The following is a 17,955-nucleotide window of genomic DNA, read 5'->3' on the forward strand; positions in this document are numbered from 1 at the left end:
CCAAATATGTTTTTCATTATATTTGTTTAGATGAATTTAATGGTGACACTTTATATTTATGGCGTACTACAGCTGATCGCTTAAAAATAGATAAATATTATGGAAGAAATACTATTGATTTCCAGATTGTTAAGAACGGAAGAGTGACTTTTGCAGGTTCAATTGATACTTTGCATCTTTATTATATAATGCCTTCTGCTAACTGCAAATGAACTATAATACAGGTTGTATACTGATTGGATTATCTGCGATTTTTAATATCAATCAACTAAGAACACAATTAAAATGGATATAAAACATAAAATACAGTTTGGATGTAATGCTGATGAATTAGCAATGAAAGTATTATCAGGAAAAAAAACAGCGACTTCATCTTTATATGATTATCACTACAATGAATACAAAGATATAATAAAAGTAAATGAATTTGCTTCTATACTTGATTCACGCAATAAAGAAATCTGTATAATACAAATTACTAAAATTGAAATTGTAAAATTCGAAAGTATTACAGAAGAATTTTCAATAGAAGAAGGAGATGTAAGTTTAGAAAATTGGAAAAGAATTCATACAGAATACTATTCTTCTATATTAAAGAAAATTGGGTTAAAACTCACAGGAGAAACAAGGTTGCTTTGTGAATGGTTTACTGTTGTTGTACCCAAAACACAAAAATAAACTACTTTCTCACTGAAATATAAGTAAAAATGTCTTATTTGTATCTCATTGATGAAGCAATAGGACTAATAAATAATGAAATACACATTATAGAATGGCGAATTAAATATCCCGAGTAGTTTAAACGGCAACTTGATAAACAACCTCTTTCCCCTCTTTATTTAGCTGACAAAACAAACTTTATCAACATTATGGAAATTGTTAGCGGTTTGTTTATCTCTAAAAACATCGTATATCAAAATGGTAAACCTGCCTACTTGGTGGATTTTGGAAAAGCCTTTGTGAACGAGCTTTGTAAGGATATACGGGCTTTGCACAATGCCGACAAGGTGCTGCCCGAAGATGACAACCTGCTACGATATTCAAAATCTATAACCGTATCTGTTACGCTTTGAATAAATACATTATCCCGTTTCCGGTTAAAATTCATCTCCAGCAAATCAAGGCTTTTCCCGTCCGCTTTTCCTTTCATCAGGAGATAACGGTATTTCATATCATTGTCTTGTAACTGCTGCATCCGTTCCGCAAGACGAATATTCAGGACTAACGACGTAAGGCAAATGATTATTTCTGCCCTTTCCGTTTGTTGCGTATCAGCCGGAAACAATACCTTTAGCTTTTCTTTAAAATACTTGGCTCGTTCGAGAATTTTTCTTATTTCAGTTGTTTTGCTGCAAATGTAATGGTGGAGCACCAGATGTGGAAACGCTTGTTTACCTATTGTAAAAGAGGTAAAAGAGGAGGTATTATTGTCTCTACGATAGAGCCGTATGAGCCATATCTAAAACCACATTTCGAAAAAGAGATATTGGATATTTACCATGACTATGTAGAGGAAGAGGCTTTAATAGCTCATTCCTCTGCTTATGATTGTGTAGCCCGCATGTTGAAGCGGATGAGAACATTTGAAGGTGGTGATGCTATGGTCAATCAATTGCTCCGGGAATATAGAGATACATATAAGCGAAGAAAAATATGATCGCAGCATTGGAAAAAGTGTAAGTATTCATTTATTACCCCAATCCTTATCGAGCATGGCATAAATTATATCGTCTACCCATTCGCCACGAAGGAAATAACTTTCTTTGAAATGAGCTTCTTTTTTGAATCCCAGTCGTTCGATAAGCCGGATAGAGGCGGTGTTTCTTGGATCGATAGATGCTACAATACGATGTTTCTTTAGAGTCATGAAAAAATAGTTTACCATTGCCGTTAATGCTTCGGTGGCATATCCTTTACCTTGAAAAGTTTTATTCAACGTACAACCGACCTCTACCTGCATTCTTTCATGTCCTGTGAAGATTATTCCCATATCCCCGATCAGACGGTTTTCATTCTGGGTAAGAATGGCAAATTGAAAGCATATGTCGGCTATATCTATAGTCACCGGCATATTGGTTATATAATTACGAACTTCCTCCACAGATTCGGGGAACCAGCCCTGATATTGGTTTTCAATAGTGTCAGAGCGGTAAGCGTATATTTCTTCCGCATCATCCGGGTTTGCTAACCGTATAATCAACCTGTCGGTCAGAATATTGCCGATAGTAGTACCTGCTCTATCGATGTTTTTGGATTCAATCATATGTATTCTCTCTTCATTTGTTCTAAACTATTCCCTGGCGATAAAGTTACTACTTTATTCTCCTGCTGCTTATTTAATATTCAGGGAATTTACATGTGAGAATGAATGATTTTCCAATTTCCGTTTACTTTTGAATACACAATAGTCCATGTAAACCGGCCTGTTAATACACGGCCGTCTTCAAGTGCCAGCGAATAATCTCCCGATGCGGCAACCAATGCGGTATTATCTGCTAAAACGGTGATCTTTTTATTGGATAGATTCATTTTCTGGGATTTACAGCCTTTGGCCTTTTCCCTGAAATCCTTCATTACTTCATCAAAAGAGCCGAAGAATTGTCCGGAGATGATGAATCCGGCCTGCAAACTATCGTCTACACAATCTGCCAGCATTGAAGCGTCAAGATTCTCTGCGGCTTTGATACTCTTTTCGAAAACCGTTGCAACATCAGATGTGATTTTTTGCTCATGGGTCAAATCCTGTGAATGACCATTTAAGCAGATGCAAGCGGATACAATCAGGATAGAGAAGTAATAAAATAAGTTTTTCATAATACAAATTCCTTGATTTATTTGATTTAAGACTCCATTGTGGCAATTGTATTTTCTAAGAATACAATTTTTACTCATCTCCAAAGATAGTAAATATTTGGAAAACAGATATTTTATCCTTTAAAGTAATGTGTTAAAGTGGAATATTGCGTGAAATGATAAGATGACAACACGAACTTTTGAAGTGAAATTGTAGTATTTGTCAAAATGAAATGATAGTGCTCCTATTTTGAATAAAAAGATTTTATTATAGACCTTTTTGTAACTTGTATGTTACGTCAAATTGGTGTTATAGAAGAGTGCTGAATACAATATTTAACAAACTCCTTTGGGTATATGACTTTTGCAATTCGTTTAAAAGGATTTTACATCTCGTTTAAAACGAGTTTTTTTTCGTTTTAAACGAGATGGGGATTTATTTAAAGGAAAATTTTTTGTTAATAAGTGTTGATTGTGGTCTCTTTCGAAGCTATTTTGTAGTATAAAAGCATGTTGAATAACACTTTTTGTGTTCTATAACAAGATGGGTGAGTGTTGTAAGTGGATTGACAATATGTGGTGTATACGATAAATATTTAGTTGATTGTTTTGTTTTATTTGATATGGGTGGCATAATGCTGCTTTGTTGGCTTTAAGTGAGATGATATGTTATTTCTTAAGTTGCTGACAGTGGCGTAAAAGATAGCAGGTGTTGATTCTCTCCCGTACAGCTTTCCCATAGGTGGGTTGAATTGACAGTTTGATATTCGTGAGTTCTTCATAATAATATAATTCAAGTGCGGATTACACAGATTTCATTGTTTAGATAAATAAACAATTTGTCAAATCCGTATAATCCGTGCCTGTAAGAAAGTATAAAAAGGCTTTTGCTATAGTCTTCTTATGGTTTAGGGACTATCGGTTAATTATAAAACATCAGGCAAATATCATTGGATAGATGTGCTATTGCCTTCGCTTTAATGTAACAACCTGGTATCGCCCATCTATTCATTAAATAGTCGTAGTTTTGGGTTATCTCCAGATAAGAGATGAATCCCTTTACATACTCATTTTTATCAGGGAATAAATAAACAAATTCACATTTACCTTCACTGCTGAAAAGACAAGTCATCGTAAATGCTTCCTGGTCAAATCGTATCTCGATCGATTTTTCTTCCACCTCTTTTTCGAAATAGTCTATTAAGCAATATGGATAGTTTATATATTTCTGTCTGATTTCTGGTAATGACAGATTTAATAAAGAAGTAATTTGTTGTAGCAGATAGTAATAGCTTTTTATCCCAACTATATTATTATTGTCCATATGAATACGTTCCTTTTTTAGCCTGATTCGGGGGAATCAAGCCTATATTAATACTATGATATTTTAATTACCTGTATTATATAGACTTATTCATTCTGTAATAACAAACAAAACAAATAAAAACAGGAACGTTGTGCAAATATATGATTTAGAATCAAAAAGCTAAAGGCAATTCTGCTTTTTTTGTACTTTTGTATTTTAACGTTGTACATAATCAAGCATAATGAAAGACTCGATCGCTTATCTACCTAAAGACAAACAGGAAGAACTGAATTTTCTTGTAACGGAGATACTTCGTCGCTTACCTCAGACGGAGTTTATTATTCTGTATGGAAGTTATGCGAGGGGCAATTATGTTCGCCGTAGCATACGGATTGAAGACGGCGGTATTCCTACCGTTAAAATATCAGATTATGATATTTACGTGATAACGAGCGGAATAAACAGCAAAAAGGCGGAAACCATCCTGGATAACGTAGAAGATATCTTCTTTGCCGGAAAAGATTTTGACCGCGATACCCCAGTTGAATTTATTAACGATGATATTAAGCAGCTTAATAAGTTCATTGAAGAGGGGCGGTATTTCTATACACAAATAAAGCAGGAAGGAATTATTCTTTATGATAGTGGGAGATATAAATTATCTCGTCGTCGGAAATTAAACTTTGAAGAGATCAGAGAGCAGGCACAAGAGTATTTTGATGAAAAGTGTGTGAGAGCAAATAACTTTTTAAAGTATGCAATAATGGCTGACAAAGAGACAGATTATAAAGAGGCATCTTTTTTTCTTCATCAATCCTGTGAAAATTATTACTATGCTATCCGATTGACATTTACTTTGCGAAATAACAAACAACATAATCTATCCAAATTATCTTCTACCACCAGGCGCTATTCCGATGATCTGAGTACTGTGTTCCCTCAGAACACACTTGAAGAGAAACGACTTTTTAAACTTTTAAAAGCTGCATATGTGGATGCCCGGTATAATCCTCACTTCGTCGTGACTAAAGAGGATATCGATGCGCTTATCCCAAAAGTCGAATTGCTTAGGGATATAACGAAGCGGATTTGTGAGGAGAAGATTAAGGAGTATGGGGAGCAGAGTGGTATATAGATACATCGACACTTTCGATAGTTGTCCTTTTTTGTATTTACTGGAAATAAATATTATCTTTGTAACTAATACAATAATATTGATTAAGCCGTTTATTGCTACTATAGTATGACTTTATTATATACATTCGACGAAGATAAGACAGAAGCCATAATGAAGGTTCTGGCACAAAACTGTCAGAAGAGACGTTTGGAAAAAGGCCTCTCACGGGATGCTTTGGCAGATTTGAGTAAGGTTCCTGCTGCTACAATCGCGAAATTTGAAACGAAGCATGTCATATCTTTAGTTTCTTTTGTTGCATTGGCAAAGGCGTTGGGATATACCAATGATTTGAAACAATTATTGTCAGAACCATTATACAACACAATGGCTGAACTGGATGAGATAAACAGGAATTTAAACAGGAAAAGAGGAAGCCGTAATGTCAGGAAAGAAAAAGAGTGAAACCAGGAAGATAAGGTCTTTGGAGAAAATCAGACAGATAAATAAAGTGTCTGTATTCTATGGAGACAAAAAGGTGGGTGAGCTTGCTATGACTCCAACTCAAAGGTGTGCTTTTGAATATGATAAAGAATGGCTAAAATCCGGTTTTTCTATTGCTCCAAGGCAATTAGACTTGAAAGAAGGTTTGTTTATTGCCCCCGTAGAACCTTTCTATGGCAATTTTGGAATTTTTGAAGACAGCCTGCCTGACGGGTACGGGCGTTATCTTTTAAACAGAATATTGCAAAAAGAGGGGATAGATGATACCAGCTTGACTCCTGTGCAACGTTTAAGTATTGTTGGCGCTTCCGGAATGGGGGCCTTATCGTATGTGCCTGAATTATATATCGGTGAGCCAAAAGGTCTACCGGAATTAGATTATATGCAAAATTTAGCTCTCGAGGTGCTTGCCGAGAAAACGGATAAGGATGTCGATGTTCTTTATTTTAATAGTGGTAATTCAGGTGGCTGTCGCCCAAAATCACTTTATAAAGATGAGGAAGGAGATTGGATATTGAAATTCCGCCATATCAATGATCCAAAAGATATGGGTAAAATGGAATATCAATATAATAAAGCTGCTCGTGCATCAGGTATCAATGTGCCTGACTTTAAACTTATTGAAAATAAATATTTTGCTACAAAACGATTTGATATAGAAGATGGTCAACGTTTACACACCGCAACAGCCGGAGCTTTACTTAACCAATCTATCCATTATCCGGCATTGACTTATGAGAATTTATTGGCTTTAACCGGAGTCATCACGCAAGACCCTGTTCAGGTGGAAGAAATGTTCCGAAGAATGGTCTTTAATATACTGGCTGAAAACAAAGACGACCATGCTAAAAACTTCAGTTTTTATTATAGGAACGCCCAATGGGAATTGGCACCAGCCTACGATTTGACAAGATGTAGTGGCGGTTATAATGGTGAACACGCTACAACTGCCAACGGCAGCGGAAATCCAACTATTGAAGACATGCTTGTCGTGGGCGAGGGTATCCGTATTTCCCGTAAAAGAGGGCAAGAGATTATCGGTCAGCTTAAAGAGGTCAGCAAAGAAATTCTTGCCGACAGATTCAAAGAAAGATCCAATAAGTAGTAGTTGTTCACATAATAATGTACTTTTGTATTCTAACGTTGTACATAATCAAGCATAATGAAAGACTCGATCGCTTATCTGCCCAAAGACAAACAGGAAGAACTGAATTTTCTTGTTCGATGATCTGAGTACTGTGTTCCCTTAGAACACTCCTGAAGAGAAACGACTTTTTAAACTATTAAAAGCCGCTTATGTAGATGCCCGGTACAATCCTCACTTCGTCGTGACTAAAGAGGATATCGATGCGCTTATCCCAAAAGTCGAATTGCTTAGGGATATAACGAAGCGGATTTGTGAGGCGAAAATTAAGGAGTATGGGGAGCAGAGTGGTATATAGATACATCGACATTTTCGATAAAAGTGTGAGTGAACACGCTACAACTTCCAATGGCTGCAGAAATCCGTGTGGTTCCGGCGATCGATTGGCTTTTACAAGAATCATAAACCGTATTGATAGGCAAGTTTATTTGAAATAAATCCGTAACTTTGTTCAATCGTAAGAAATTCAATTCTGTAAATCTAAGATTATTACCACGGAAAGAAATATTATAACACCTATTGAAGTAAATACGGATTGGAATTTTGGTTCGTTTTACAATATGTATTACAGGCGTTTTGTCCGGTATGCTTATTACTATGTCAATAATCAGCCTACCGCAGAAGATCTTACACACGATGCCCTTCTTTATTATTGGGAGAATAGGGATAAACTATCCGCAGATACAGATGTGCTGGGGTATATTATGATAACTGTCCGGAATAAATGTCTGAACCATTTGAAACACCTTCAGGTGGAAGAAAGCCATAAGCAAAAAATTGTAGAACTCCATGAATGGGAGATCAATGCCCGTATTATGACGTTGGAGGATACCGGTTATGACGATATATTCACCAAAGATATTATGGAACTCCTGACTGCCTCCCTGGCAAAACTGCCAAAGCAAACCCGTGATATCTTTATTCAAAATCGCCTGCAAAATAAACCACGGAAAGATATAGCCGCAGAAATGAACGTGTCATTACAAAAAATCGACTATCATTTGAATAAAGCTAATAGCCATATATATAAAGACTTAAAGGACTATATGCCTCTTGTCCTTATTTTTTTTCAAAATATTTAGTGATTTCGTTTGGGATTTTTCCACCCTTAGTTGCTCTTATTATAGAACCTGATTCTTAGAGAGAATGATTTTCTTTAGGAGCAGGATACACCAGTATTAATAGTATAACAGACATGAATATAGACAGCAACATGTTGGCCCGTTATTTTCTGGGGGAATGTACCGAATGGGAAAAAGAAGCTATTCGTGTATGGCTGGAAAGCGATGAGGCGCATAAAAAACAATTTATCCGGGAGCGTATCCGTTTTGATGCTTCTGTGGTTATTGATGAAAATAGGCTATCGTCTTCTGCCACTTCCAATAAAGGGAAAACATTTATATGGAATACATTAAAAATTGCATCAGCAATTCTTATTCTTGTTGCAAGTAGCTATTGTTTTTCTCTTTATCAGTCTGGCAAGCAGGAGAGTTCGCTGCAAAGCATCTATGTACCCTCTGGTAGCAGGACTTCTGTTACACTGTCTGACGGAACACTTGTCTGGCTGAATTCCAACACCTCTTTCAAATACCCCACAACGTTTGCCAGTGAAAACAGAATTGTCGAACTGGATGGTGAAGCCTATTTTGAGGTAACGAAAAACGAAAAGAAGTCTTTCATCGTTAAAACCGGCAAATATAATGTAGAGGTGTTGGGCACTACCTTCAATGTGGAGGCTTATGCAAATGAGCCAACCTTTAAAACCGGACTGTTTACCGGAAAAGTCAAACTATATAAAGAGTTGAAAGAGCATGAGTCCCTTTATTTGAATCCGGGAGAGTCTGCCGAATTAATAGGAGATGTCCTGCACGTATCTGCTGCCAATCAGAACAGTTTCCGATGGAAAGATGGATTGATCATCCTGGAAGATAAGTCTTTCACTGAGATAATGCGCTTATTTGAAAAGTATTATGACCTTCAGATCATAATCAAAAATGACAAAACCAAGAAATTGGGATATAAGGGAAAACTTCGGATTTCCGATGGTATAGATCATGCGTTGCGAGTGTTGCAAAAAGATTTTCGTTTCACTTATAAGCGGGAAGAAGATACGAATATAATTTATATTTATTAATCGCCTAAAAAGAATAGCCTATGCAGAAATAGAAACCTATAAAAAAGGAATCGGCAAATGCGCCAACACTTACCGATTCTAACAAGTACATAAATTAACATACTTATTAATTATAATCACTTACAAAGATATGAAAAAACTTTTTTCATCTTGGATATTATTGTCAAAAAAACACTGGAATTATCACATATTCAGAGTCATGAGATTAACAACTTGTTTACTGTTATTATTTACCTGTTTTGCTTTTGCAGAGAATACGCATTCTCAGAATGCGCGGGTGAATCTGAACAAACGGCATGCCGTACTGAATGAAGTATTGGAAGATATTGAACGGCAAACCGATTATCTTTTTATCTCCAACAGAGAAATCGATTTGGGGCAGACAGTATCTGTCACAGCCAAAAATATGCCGGTTAGCGAAGTCCTGGATCGGCTTTTGGAGAAGACCGATTTGTCTTATGCTATGGAAGGAGTGAATATTATTCTTTCGAAAAAGCATGCTGCGGAAGTGGCCCAACAACGGGAAAAGACTGTCACCGGAACGATTCTGGATGAAAAGGGCGAGTCTGTTATTGGAGCTAATATAACAGTAAAAGGGAGTTCTAAAGGAACAATCACTGATATCGATGGCTCTTTCAGTTTAAATGCCGGGTCTGGTGATATTTTGCAGATCTCTTATATCGGTTATATCTCTCAGGAAATAGCCGTTGGTTCTCAAACGAATTTCCGGATTACGTTGAGAGAAGACCTGAAAACGCTCGATGAAGTAGTCATTGTCGGTTATGGTACCACAAAGAAAGCATCTCTTACCGCATCCGTTGCTTCTATGAAAGGAGAAGAAACAGCACTTAAACCGGTGACCAATGTGAGCCAGAATCTGGTAGGACGTATGCCGGGACTTGTAGCCCGTCAAGGTAGTGGGGAGTTGGGTTATGACAATCCGGATATCTTTATCCGTGGTAAAGGGACTACCGGATCAAAAAACAGCGCACTTGTTGTAATTGACGGGATACCCCGCGACAATTTCGGGCAGCTCGATCCGACTACCATAGAATCGGTCACTATCCTGAAAGACGCAGCAGCCGTAGCCCCTTACGGAATAGGTGGCGCAAATGGCGTTATCCTGATCACTACAAAAAAAGGAAAAACAGGGAAACCTACTTTCTCTTATAACGGATATGTCGGTTTCCAAAACCCAACCCGTATCCCTGAAATGGTAAACTCGTATGAATATGCTACTTTACTTAATGAAGGTGCCAGAAACAGCGGACTGACAAACATGCCTTATTCGGATGATCAGATAGCTATGTATAAGAAGACTGTCGACGGGGCTGCCGATGCCGATCCTGATCGTTATCCTAACAGCCGCGGGATCAGGGATATCATACAGCGCAATACGATAATGACTTCTCACAATATTGAGATCTCAGGAGGTTCGGAGTTTGTCAACTATTATATATCTTTGGCTTATACTTCACAAGAAGGGATGTTTAAAGGTACTGATATGAAGCGTTATAACGTTTCGTCCCGTATGGATGTAAAAGCAACCAAAACGACAAATATATCACTCTCCCTGAGCGGATATGTGGCAAACCATCACTTTCCGGGCGAATCTGCCGGAAGTATTGCCTATGCGGCAGTCCGGCAGCCTGCAACCGAAGCGATATGGTATTCAAACGGACTATGGGGTAATTATCTGGGCCGTTCTCCGGTTGCTTTGGGTAGTACTCTCAGCGGATACACCAAAGAAGAACGTACACAACTTTATACAACCCTTTCTGTTGAACAGCAACTGCCGTTTATAGAAGGACTGAGCGTCAAAGGTGTGGTAAGTTATGACCCGTATAAATTGTTTAAGAAAGAATGGCGGAAACCAAGGCTCTCTTATACGCCTGATTTTTCGACAACTCCTTATACCTTTAATGAAACAAGGGAAGGCGATCACAGTCTGTATCAAAAAGATGAAGACGATAAGAGATTTACCTTTCAGGGATATGTTAATTATCAACGCCGTTTCAATGATCTGCACGATATTACTTTCCTGGGAGTAGTGGAAAGCCAGTTAAGGGATAAAAGATGGTTTGATGCCAAGCGGACAGGTTTTCCTATTGAGATAGATGAAATGGACCAGGGTAGTACGGCCGCCGGAAAAGTGACCAACGGTGGGTCGTCATCGAAGGAAACCTCCGTAGGTCTGCTTTACAGAATAGGATATACATATAATAGCAGATATATGCTTGAAACTGCCGGGCGGTATGATGGCAATTATTATTTTGCTCCGGGTAAAAAATGGGGTTTCTTCCCTTCTGTTTCCGCCGGATGGAATATATCAGAAGAGGATTTCATAAAAAATAATATCCGTAATCTGGACATGTTAAAGCTAAGAGTTTCTTATGGAGAGTCCGGGAATCTAGCCGGCGGCCCTTTCCAATACATGTCTGGCTATGAAACGTCTTCTAACTCCGCTTATTTTGGAGACCCGACGACCGGCGTACATGAAATGAAACAAAATAATCCTTTCATTACCTGGGAGAGAGCTAAAAAGTTTGATGTGGGTTTCGATGGTGTTTTATGGAGAGGACTGCTTTCTTTCTCCGTCGATTACTTCTATGATAAACGCGACAATATGTTAATGCGCCCTTCTGTGACGGTGCCGCTGGAATATGGGATCGATCTTCCGGATGTAAACGGTGGGAAGATGAGTAATCAGGGAATCGAGATCATGCTTTCCAGTACGCATACATTCCCCAACAAGATGCGATTGGATCTCTCTGGTAATTTTACTTATGTACACAACAAATTGTTGGAAACTTATGAAACATCCAGTACCTATAATAATCCGAACAGAAGACTGACAGGGCGGTCTTACGAAACACAATTCGGTTATAAATCATTAGGGTATTATACAACGGATGATTTCAATGCCGATGGTAGTTTAAAACCTGGTATTGCGTCTATCAGGGATGCCAAAGTGCAACCCGGTGATATAAAATATGCCGACCTGTATGGTCCGGACGGAGTGCCGGATGGTGTGATCGATTCCTATGATAATACGGTAATCGGTCGGCCTAAAAATTCGCCTCAGATCATTTATGGATTTACACCGACACTTTCCTGGAAAGGGTTTGATTTGAATATGCTGTTTCAGGGTGCGGCGATGAACGACCTATATCTCGAAGGTACGATGGCACATCCTTTCGAAAGTCAGGGATCGGCTACTAAACTACAGTATGAAGATCATTGGACGCCCGAAAACACAAATGCCAAGTATCCGCGTGTGTATAATGCTCCTGTAGATCATAATAAAGTTAATTCATCCCATTGGATGCGTAATGCGGCTTATCTTCGCTTGAAGAGCCTGGAGTTGGGATATACTTTACCTGGGCAGATAACGGAAAAAGCGGGTATGTCGAGAGTTCGTTTCTACTTCGCAGGACAGAATTTATGGACATGGACTCCGTTTATGGATGAAAAAATCGACCCGGAAGCGGGTAATAGCGACGGACGGTACTATTATCAACAGCAGGCGTTCTCTTTTGGCTTAAATGTAACCTTTAAATAATTATCGATGAATATGAAATCTAAAATAACATATATAGGCCTGTTTATATGTATGGCTTTAATGAGCAGTTGTTCGGATTATTTGGAAGTTGAAAACAGAAACTCCGTCACTGATAATGTACTTTGGTCTGAAGAATCGAATGCAGACCTGTTTCTTAACGATATGTATAATGACCTCTTGCCGGATGCCAATAAAGTTACGCAACATCTCGATCAGTTTTCGGATAACTCCGATGTCGGTACGAACTGGATGGCCGGATATGCGAATATTGGGAATGCACAGATTACCCCGGAGAATTACCCGACAGGTTTCAGCGAGGTATGGGACTGGGAAAAGGCCTATAAAAAGATCCGTAAATGCAATGTGTTTATAAAGAAAGTGACGGAATCGACCCTGTCGGATAGTTATAAACAACACCGGATATCTGAAGCGCGTTTTTTGAGAGCCTTTGTTTACCACTGGTTATGGATGACATACGGAGGTGTTCCGTTGATCACGGTGCCGCTCGATAATCAGAATGCCGACATACCGTTGGAAAATCCCAGGGCCACGGCACAGGAAACGTTTGATTTCATTGTTTCTGAGTTGGGAGAAGTTGCCCCCTTGTTGAACGAAACGGAAACGGGAAATAATGCAGGCCGGGCTACCAAAGGGGCTGCCCTGACCCTGAAAGGATGGTGCGAACTTTATCATGCCAGTGCCCAGCGGAATCCGGCGAATGATATCGAACGATGGAAAGTTGCTGCAAAAACCTGTAAATTGGTGATGGAAATGGGTGTTTACAGCCTGGCGCCGGACTTCGATGAATTGTTTATGACTAACAATAATAGCGAATCTATTTTTGCCCGTCAGTACGGACCTGACAAAGGAAATAATAAAGAAATGCATTTTGGGCCTCCTACTATTGGTTCAAGTAAACCCGGCTGGGGAAATTTCCAACCGACACAGCAGCTCGTAGATGAATTCTCTATGGAGAATGGATTGCCGATCACTGATCCGGCTTCAGGATATGATCCGAATAATCCTTATGAAGGCCGGGAAAAAAGATTTTATGCAACTATTCTATACAATGGCTCCAAATGGAGGAATGAGTTTGAGATTACTACACAGTTAGGCGGTAATAATTCAATAGATCTGGGTTATTCCAACGATAACACCCATACAGGTTATTATGCTCGTAAAAGGTTGAACGAGAATAAAGATTTGTCTATGTTCGGTAATGAGACATCATACGAGAATTATATGTTTTTCCGTTATGGTGAAGTGTTGCTCAATTTCGCAGAAGCGGAAAACGAGGTAAATGGTCCTACGAAAGAAGTGCTGGATGCAGTAAATTCGGTACGTACCAGAAATGGCAATATGCCGAAAGTGGAAGATGTTTTTAAGTCTTTGAATAAAGAAAGCATGCGGGAAATTATCCGTCGTGAAAGACGCGTGGAGTTGTGTTTTGAAGATAAGCGTTGGTGGGATATTCGCCGTTGGGAAATCGCGGATAAGTTACCTGACGGTAGCCCTGGTGTGATGAGTGTACCTTTAAAAGGTATGTTGATTAAAGAAGATAACGGAACCCTTACTTATACCATTGTAGATGTAAGGGAACGGAAATTTTTACCCAAAATGTATCTTATGCCGCTTCCGCAGGGTGCTATTGACCGTAACTCGGTCATTGCTGCACAAAACGGAGGGGAAGATAATTGGGTGAACGGACAGAATCCGGGTTATTAATCCCGAATAATAAGTAAGAGGGTGTATCAGAGGACGTTTTGAACATCTTTTGATACACCTTTTAAATCATAAATATTAATTTAATATCATGAAGAAGCATAATCTTATTTTTCTGATGTATCTTGTATTTATCTCTTTCTGGAGTATGCCTGCACAAAGCCAGGAGATAAATGCAGAAGTGTTATATAAAATAATGAGTCCGTCGGGGCTGGTGATAGATAATAAGCAAAGTGACCAAAACGGGGATGGATTTGTCTTATCAAAAAGTAATGGAAATAATAAAGGACAATTGTGGAAGATAACTCAGTTGAAGAATGGTTATTACACAATCGCTAACCCGTTTGTCAGGCAGAGTATGGATAACGGGAATATCCATACCGGAGAAGGCAGCGAATTAATGCAATGGGAATCGAGCAACTCCAATGGTAATCAGCAGTGGACGATCCATGTAACGGGTACAGGAGCCTATTCCATTATACAAAGGACGAGTAATATGTCTTTAGCTTATAACGGAGAAGACGCCGTCGGCAGTAAAATCTTCCAGTTACCCAATTCCTCACAGGTTTGGCGATTGGTGGAAACTTCGGTGAAATCCCCAAAAGAAGTGATTGTCCGTGGTAAAACCGAATGGGAAAATGAATTGATTTTCGGGGTGAATAAAGAACCAGGCCATAATACATATATTCCTTATCCTTCCATTGCAAGTCTTAAAGCGGATAAAACTTTTGAAAAACCGTGGGAAACACCTAATTCTGATTATTACCTTTCCCTGAATGGCAATTGGAAGTTCAACTGGGTGAAACAGCCCTCCGAACGGCCAGCCAACTTTTATAAAATGAACTATGATGTATCTGCCTGGAAAGAAATCCCGGTTCCTTCTAATTGGGAAATGCACGGATACGGCACTCCTATTTATACGAATATAACTTATCCTTTCAAAAATAATCCTCCCCTTATTCAACCGCAAAAAGGGTATACCAATGAAATTGAGGTAAATCCTGTCGGCTCATACCGTCGCGAATTTACCATACCTGCCGGCTGGGACGGAAAAGAAATAATACTGCATTTTAATGGAGTATATAGTGGCATATATGTATGGATAAATGGGCAGAAAGTAGGTTATAGTGAGGGAGCCAATAACGATGCGGAGTTCAATATCACAAAATATGCGAAGACAGGAACAAATACGATTGCCGCAGAGGTTTACCGCTTTACGGATGCCAGTTATATTGAAGACCAGGATATGTTTCGTTTAAGCGGTATTCACCGTGATGTATATGTCTATGCAACGCCCAAAGTGCATGTGCGTGATTATTTTCTGAAATCAGCGTTTAATGGAAATGATTTTAGCTCGGCAACATTCGAAGCCGAACTGTCTGTCAGAAATTATGGAAATAATACGGCAAAAGCAGAGACTGCCGAAGTTTCATTGCTTGATCCGTCAGGAAAAGAGGTGGCTACATTGTCGCAGTCAATCGCTCAGTTGAGAGGTGGTGAGGAACAGAAATATGATTTGCAGGCAAAAGTAAATAAGCCGTTGTTATGGTCGGCAGAGACTCCCCATCTCTATACCGCCATTGTTTCTCTGAAGGATAGTGAAGGGAAAGTGACTGAGGCCATGTCGTCCAAATTTGGTTTCCGTAAAATTGAAATAAAGAATAAACGGGTCTATATAAATAATAAAGCAGTCTTTTTCAAAGGTGTAAACAGACATGATATACATCCTCAATACGGTAAAGCCGTTCCTAAAGAGTCGATGATCGAAGATATTCTGTTGATGAAAAATCATAATATAAACATGGTGCGTACAAGCCATTATCCGAATGATCCTAAAATGTATGCGATGTATGATTATTATGGTTTGTATATTATGGATGAGGCTGATCTGGAAAATCACGGGAATGGTTCCATATCAGATAAACCGAGCTGGATACCTGCATTTGTAGACCGTATAGAACGGGTTATAGAGCGGGATAAAAACCATCCGTCAGTCATTTTCTGGTCCCTGGGCAACGAAGGAAGCAACGGGGAGAATTTTACAGCCATGAGCAAACGTGCCAGAGAAATGGATTCACGCCCGATTCATTATGAAGGCAAAAACGAAGTTGCCGATATTCGTTCACAGATGTATCCTGATATGAAGGACCTGAACCGTATCGACCAGATGGATGAGGATAAACCGTATTTCTTCTGTGAATATGCCCACTCGATGGGTAACGCTCCGGGTAATCTGGGGGAATACTGGGATTATATTGAAAAATCAGAACGTATCATTGGTGGTTGTGTATGGGACTGGGTAGACCAGGGAATTAATAAGCACGGTGAGTCTGCCAATAAGTATTATTACGGAGGAGATTTTGGAGATAAACCCAATGATAAAGATTTTTCATGCAACGGATTGACTACTCCTGACAGAAGAGTTACTGCTAAATTACTGGAAGCTAAAAAAGTATTTCAATACATCAAAATGACTCCTTTGGCATTGATGAGCGGTAAGATTGAAATTGAAAACAAATATGCATTCACGAATCTGAATGAATTTGATATAACATGGGAAGTTATAAAGGACGGGGTAAAATCGGAATCAGGAACCATACCTTCAATAAATCTTGAACCTGATGAAAAACTTCCGGTTGTTATTCCGTATAACAAAAATCTGGAAGTAGGGAAGGAGTATTTTCTGAATGTCTGTTTTTCGTTGAAGAATAAAACGAGATGGGCCGACAAAGGTCATTTAGTTGCCTCTGAACAATTTGCATTGACTAACAGGCCGGCTGTATCGATGGTGGATGCCAATGCGCTGAACACATTGGAGGTTAATACCCAGGGGGAAGATCTTATCATAAAAGGACAGGATTTTGGAATTACATTTGACACAGGATCGGGCGTAATGAAATCATTGCGTTATGACCGTCAGGAGATGATTCATCAAAACAATGGTTTTGCCCTTAATTGGTATCGTAGCATAAGTAATGATAAATATACGGACCAGAATTATTACCCGACAACATATGGAAAACCTTTGTTTAGTTATCAGGTTGCTGACGATAAGAAGTCTGTTACAATTTTGTCATATGTGAATGCGACCATTGCTTACCGTAATCCAGTGGTAATACCTTATCTCATAAAGTATGTTGTTTATGGTAATGGAGCCATAGATGTGGATGCCAGCTTCACGCTACCGCAGAACAGTGCCATTGTGCATCGTCTAGGTTTACAGGTCGTTATGCCACAGGACTTTGAGAATATCCAATGGTATGGCCGTGGCCCTCATGAGAATTATTGGGACAGAAAGCGTTCTGCTTATTTCGGTCAGTTCGATAAGACAGTAAAAGAAATGGAAGAAGAACATTATGTGCGTGCACAGAGTATGGGGAGCCGTGAGGATGTGAGATGGTTGATCATTTCTGATAAGAATAATCACGGGTTGAAAATAACCTCTAAAGACCAGCTTGCTTTTAGTGCTTTACACTTCCCCGATAAGGATTTGTGGGAGGCTGAACATGACTTTGAGTTGGATAATATCCGCAAGCCGGAGGTTTATCTTAGCCTGGATTGTATCCAGCAGGGGTTGGGGAATGCCAGTTGCGGCCCGCGCCCGTTGCCTCAGTATATGATTCCTGTAAATCAGCTTGTCGGTTATTCATTCAGAATAGAACTTGTCAGATAATTT

Annotated in this window: 13 protein-coding genes and 3 pseudogenes; 12 read left to right on the forward strand and 4 right to left on the reverse strand. The window is 39.0% G+C overall.

Annotation, left to right across the window (positions count from 1 at the left end):
• Positions 1–285 precede the first annotated feature (285 nt).
• Positions 286–678 (forward strand): ASCH domain-containing protein, encoded by a 393-nt coding sequence (locus NBH14_RS12740; protein WP_186959539.1) that lies wholly within the window; start codon positions 286–288, stop codon positions 676–678.
• A 29-nt stretch (positions 679–707) separates the two neighbouring features.
• A pseudogene (locus tag NBH14_RS12745) lies at positions 708–959 on the forward strand (hypothetical protein); the annotation flags it as partial.
• Positions 960–1,027: 68 nt separating this feature from the next.
• On the opposite strand, the pseudogene NBH14_RS12750 reads toward NBH14_RS12745, so the two are convergent.
• Positions 1,028–1,327 (reverse strand): annotated as a pseudogene (locus NBH14_RS12750) (hypothetical protein); the annotation flags it as partial.
• A 48-nt stretch (positions 1,328–1,375) separates the two neighbouring features.
• Here NBH14_RS12750 and NBH14_RS12755 point away from each other — a divergent pair.
• On the forward strand, positions 1,376–1,657 hold the full coding sequence (locus tag NBH14_RS12755) for a hypothetical protein (protein WP_186959540.1): 282 nt from the start codon (positions 1,376–1,378) through the stop codon (positions 1,655–1,657).
• A gap of 27 nt (positions 1,658–1,684) precedes the next feature.
• Here NBH14_RS12755 and NBH14_RS12760 read toward each other — a convergent pair whose 3' ends face one another.
• The 3 genes from NBH14_RS12760 to NBH14_RS12770 form a co-directional block, all read right to left on the reverse strand.
• Positions 1,685–2,263, reverse strand: coding sequence for a GNAT family N-acetyltransferase (locus NBH14_RS12760; protein WP_186959541.1), 579 nt, complete (start codon positions 2,261–2,263; stop codon positions 1,685–1,687).
• An 89-nt stretch (positions 2,264–2,352) separates the two neighbouring features.
• Complete coding sequence (locus NBH14_RS12765; protein WP_186959542.1) at positions 2,353–2,814, reverse strand: nuclear transport factor 2 family protein; 462 nt, start codon at positions 2,812–2,814, stop codon at positions 2,353–2,355.
• A 901-nt stretch (positions 2,815–3,715) separates the two neighbouring features.
• Positions 3,716–4,117: a hypothetical protein gene (locus NBH14_RS12770; RefSeq protein ID WP_186959543.1), complete on the reverse strand. Its 402-nt coding sequence runs from the start codon at positions 4,115–4,117 to the stop codon at positions 3,716–3,718.
• A 223-nt stretch (positions 4,118–4,340) separates the two neighbouring features.
• On the opposite strand from NBH14_RS12770, the gene NBH14_RS12775 reads away from it, so the two are divergent.
• The 9 genes and pseudogenes from NBH14_RS12775 (at position 4,341) to NBH14_RS12815 (ending at position 17,952) form a co-directional block, all read left to right on the forward strand.
• Positions 4,341–5,234: a HEPN domain-containing protein gene (locus NBH14_RS12775; protein ID WP_186959544.1), complete on the forward strand. Its 894-nt coding sequence runs from the start codon at positions 4,341–4,343 to the stop codon at positions 5,232–5,234.
• Positions 5,235–5,342: 108 nt separating this feature from the next.
• Positions 5,343–5,678, forward strand: a complete 336-nt coding sequence (locus tag NBH14_RS12780) for a helix-turn-helix domain-containing protein (RefSeq protein ID WP_010801025.1) — start codon at positions 5,343–5,345, stop codon at positions 5,676–5,678.
• On the forward strand, positions 5,656–6,822 hold the full coding sequence (locus NBH14_RS12785) for a type II toxin-antitoxin system HipA family toxin (RefSeq protein WP_222622099.1): 1,167 nt from the start codon (positions 5,656–5,658) through the stop codon (positions 6,820–6,822). The genes NBH14_RS12780 and NBH14_RS12785 overlap by 23 nt, the downstream gene beginning before the upstream one ends.
• 145 nt (positions 6,823–6,967) lie before the next feature.
• Positions 6,968–7,159, forward strand: a pseudogene (locus NBH14_RS12790) (HEPN domain-containing protein); the annotation flags it as partial.
• A 220-nt stretch (positions 7,160–7,379) separates the two neighbouring features.
• Positions 7,380–7,943 (forward strand): RNA polymerase sigma-70 factor, encoded by a 564-nt coding sequence (locus tag NBH14_RS12795; RefSeq protein WP_297595213.1) that lies wholly within the window; start codon positions 7,380–7,382, stop codon positions 7,941–7,943.
• Between the two features lie 113 nt (positions 7,944–8,056).
• The gene (locus NBH14_RS12800) at positions 8,057–8,995 is read left to right on the forward strand and encodes a FecR family protein (RefSeq protein WP_186959546.1); all 939 of its coding nucleotides are present in this window, start codon (positions 8,057–8,059) and stop codon (positions 8,993–8,995) included.
• Between the two features lie 199 nt (positions 8,996–9,194).
• A complete protein-coding gene (locus NBH14_RS12805) occupies positions 9,195–12,557 on the forward strand; it encodes a TonB-dependent receptor (protein WP_186959547.1) in 3,363 nt (1,120 codons plus the stop codon).
• 12 nt (positions 12,558–12,569) lie between these two features.
• Positions 12,570–14,282 carry a RagB/SusD family nutrient uptake outer membrane protein gene (locus NBH14_RS12810; protein ID WP_250817492.1) on the forward strand — a complete coding sequence of 571 codons (1,713 nt, stop codon included), beginning with the start codon at positions 12,570–12,572 and terminating at the stop codon, positions 14,280–14,282.
• Between the two features lie 88 nt (positions 14,283–14,370).
• Positions 14,371–17,952: a glycoside hydrolase family 2 TIM barrel-domain containing protein gene (locus tag NBH14_RS12815; RefSeq protein WP_186959549.1), complete on the forward strand. Its 3,582-nt coding sequence runs from the start codon at positions 14,371–14,373 to the stop codon at positions 17,950–17,952.
• Positions 17,953–17,955: the final 3 nt, after the last annotated feature.

The organism is Parabacteroides caecihominis (assembly GCF_023656785.1).
GTDB lineage: Bacteria > Bacteroidota > Bacteroidia > Bacteroidales > Tannerellaceae > Parabacteroides > Parabacteroides segnis.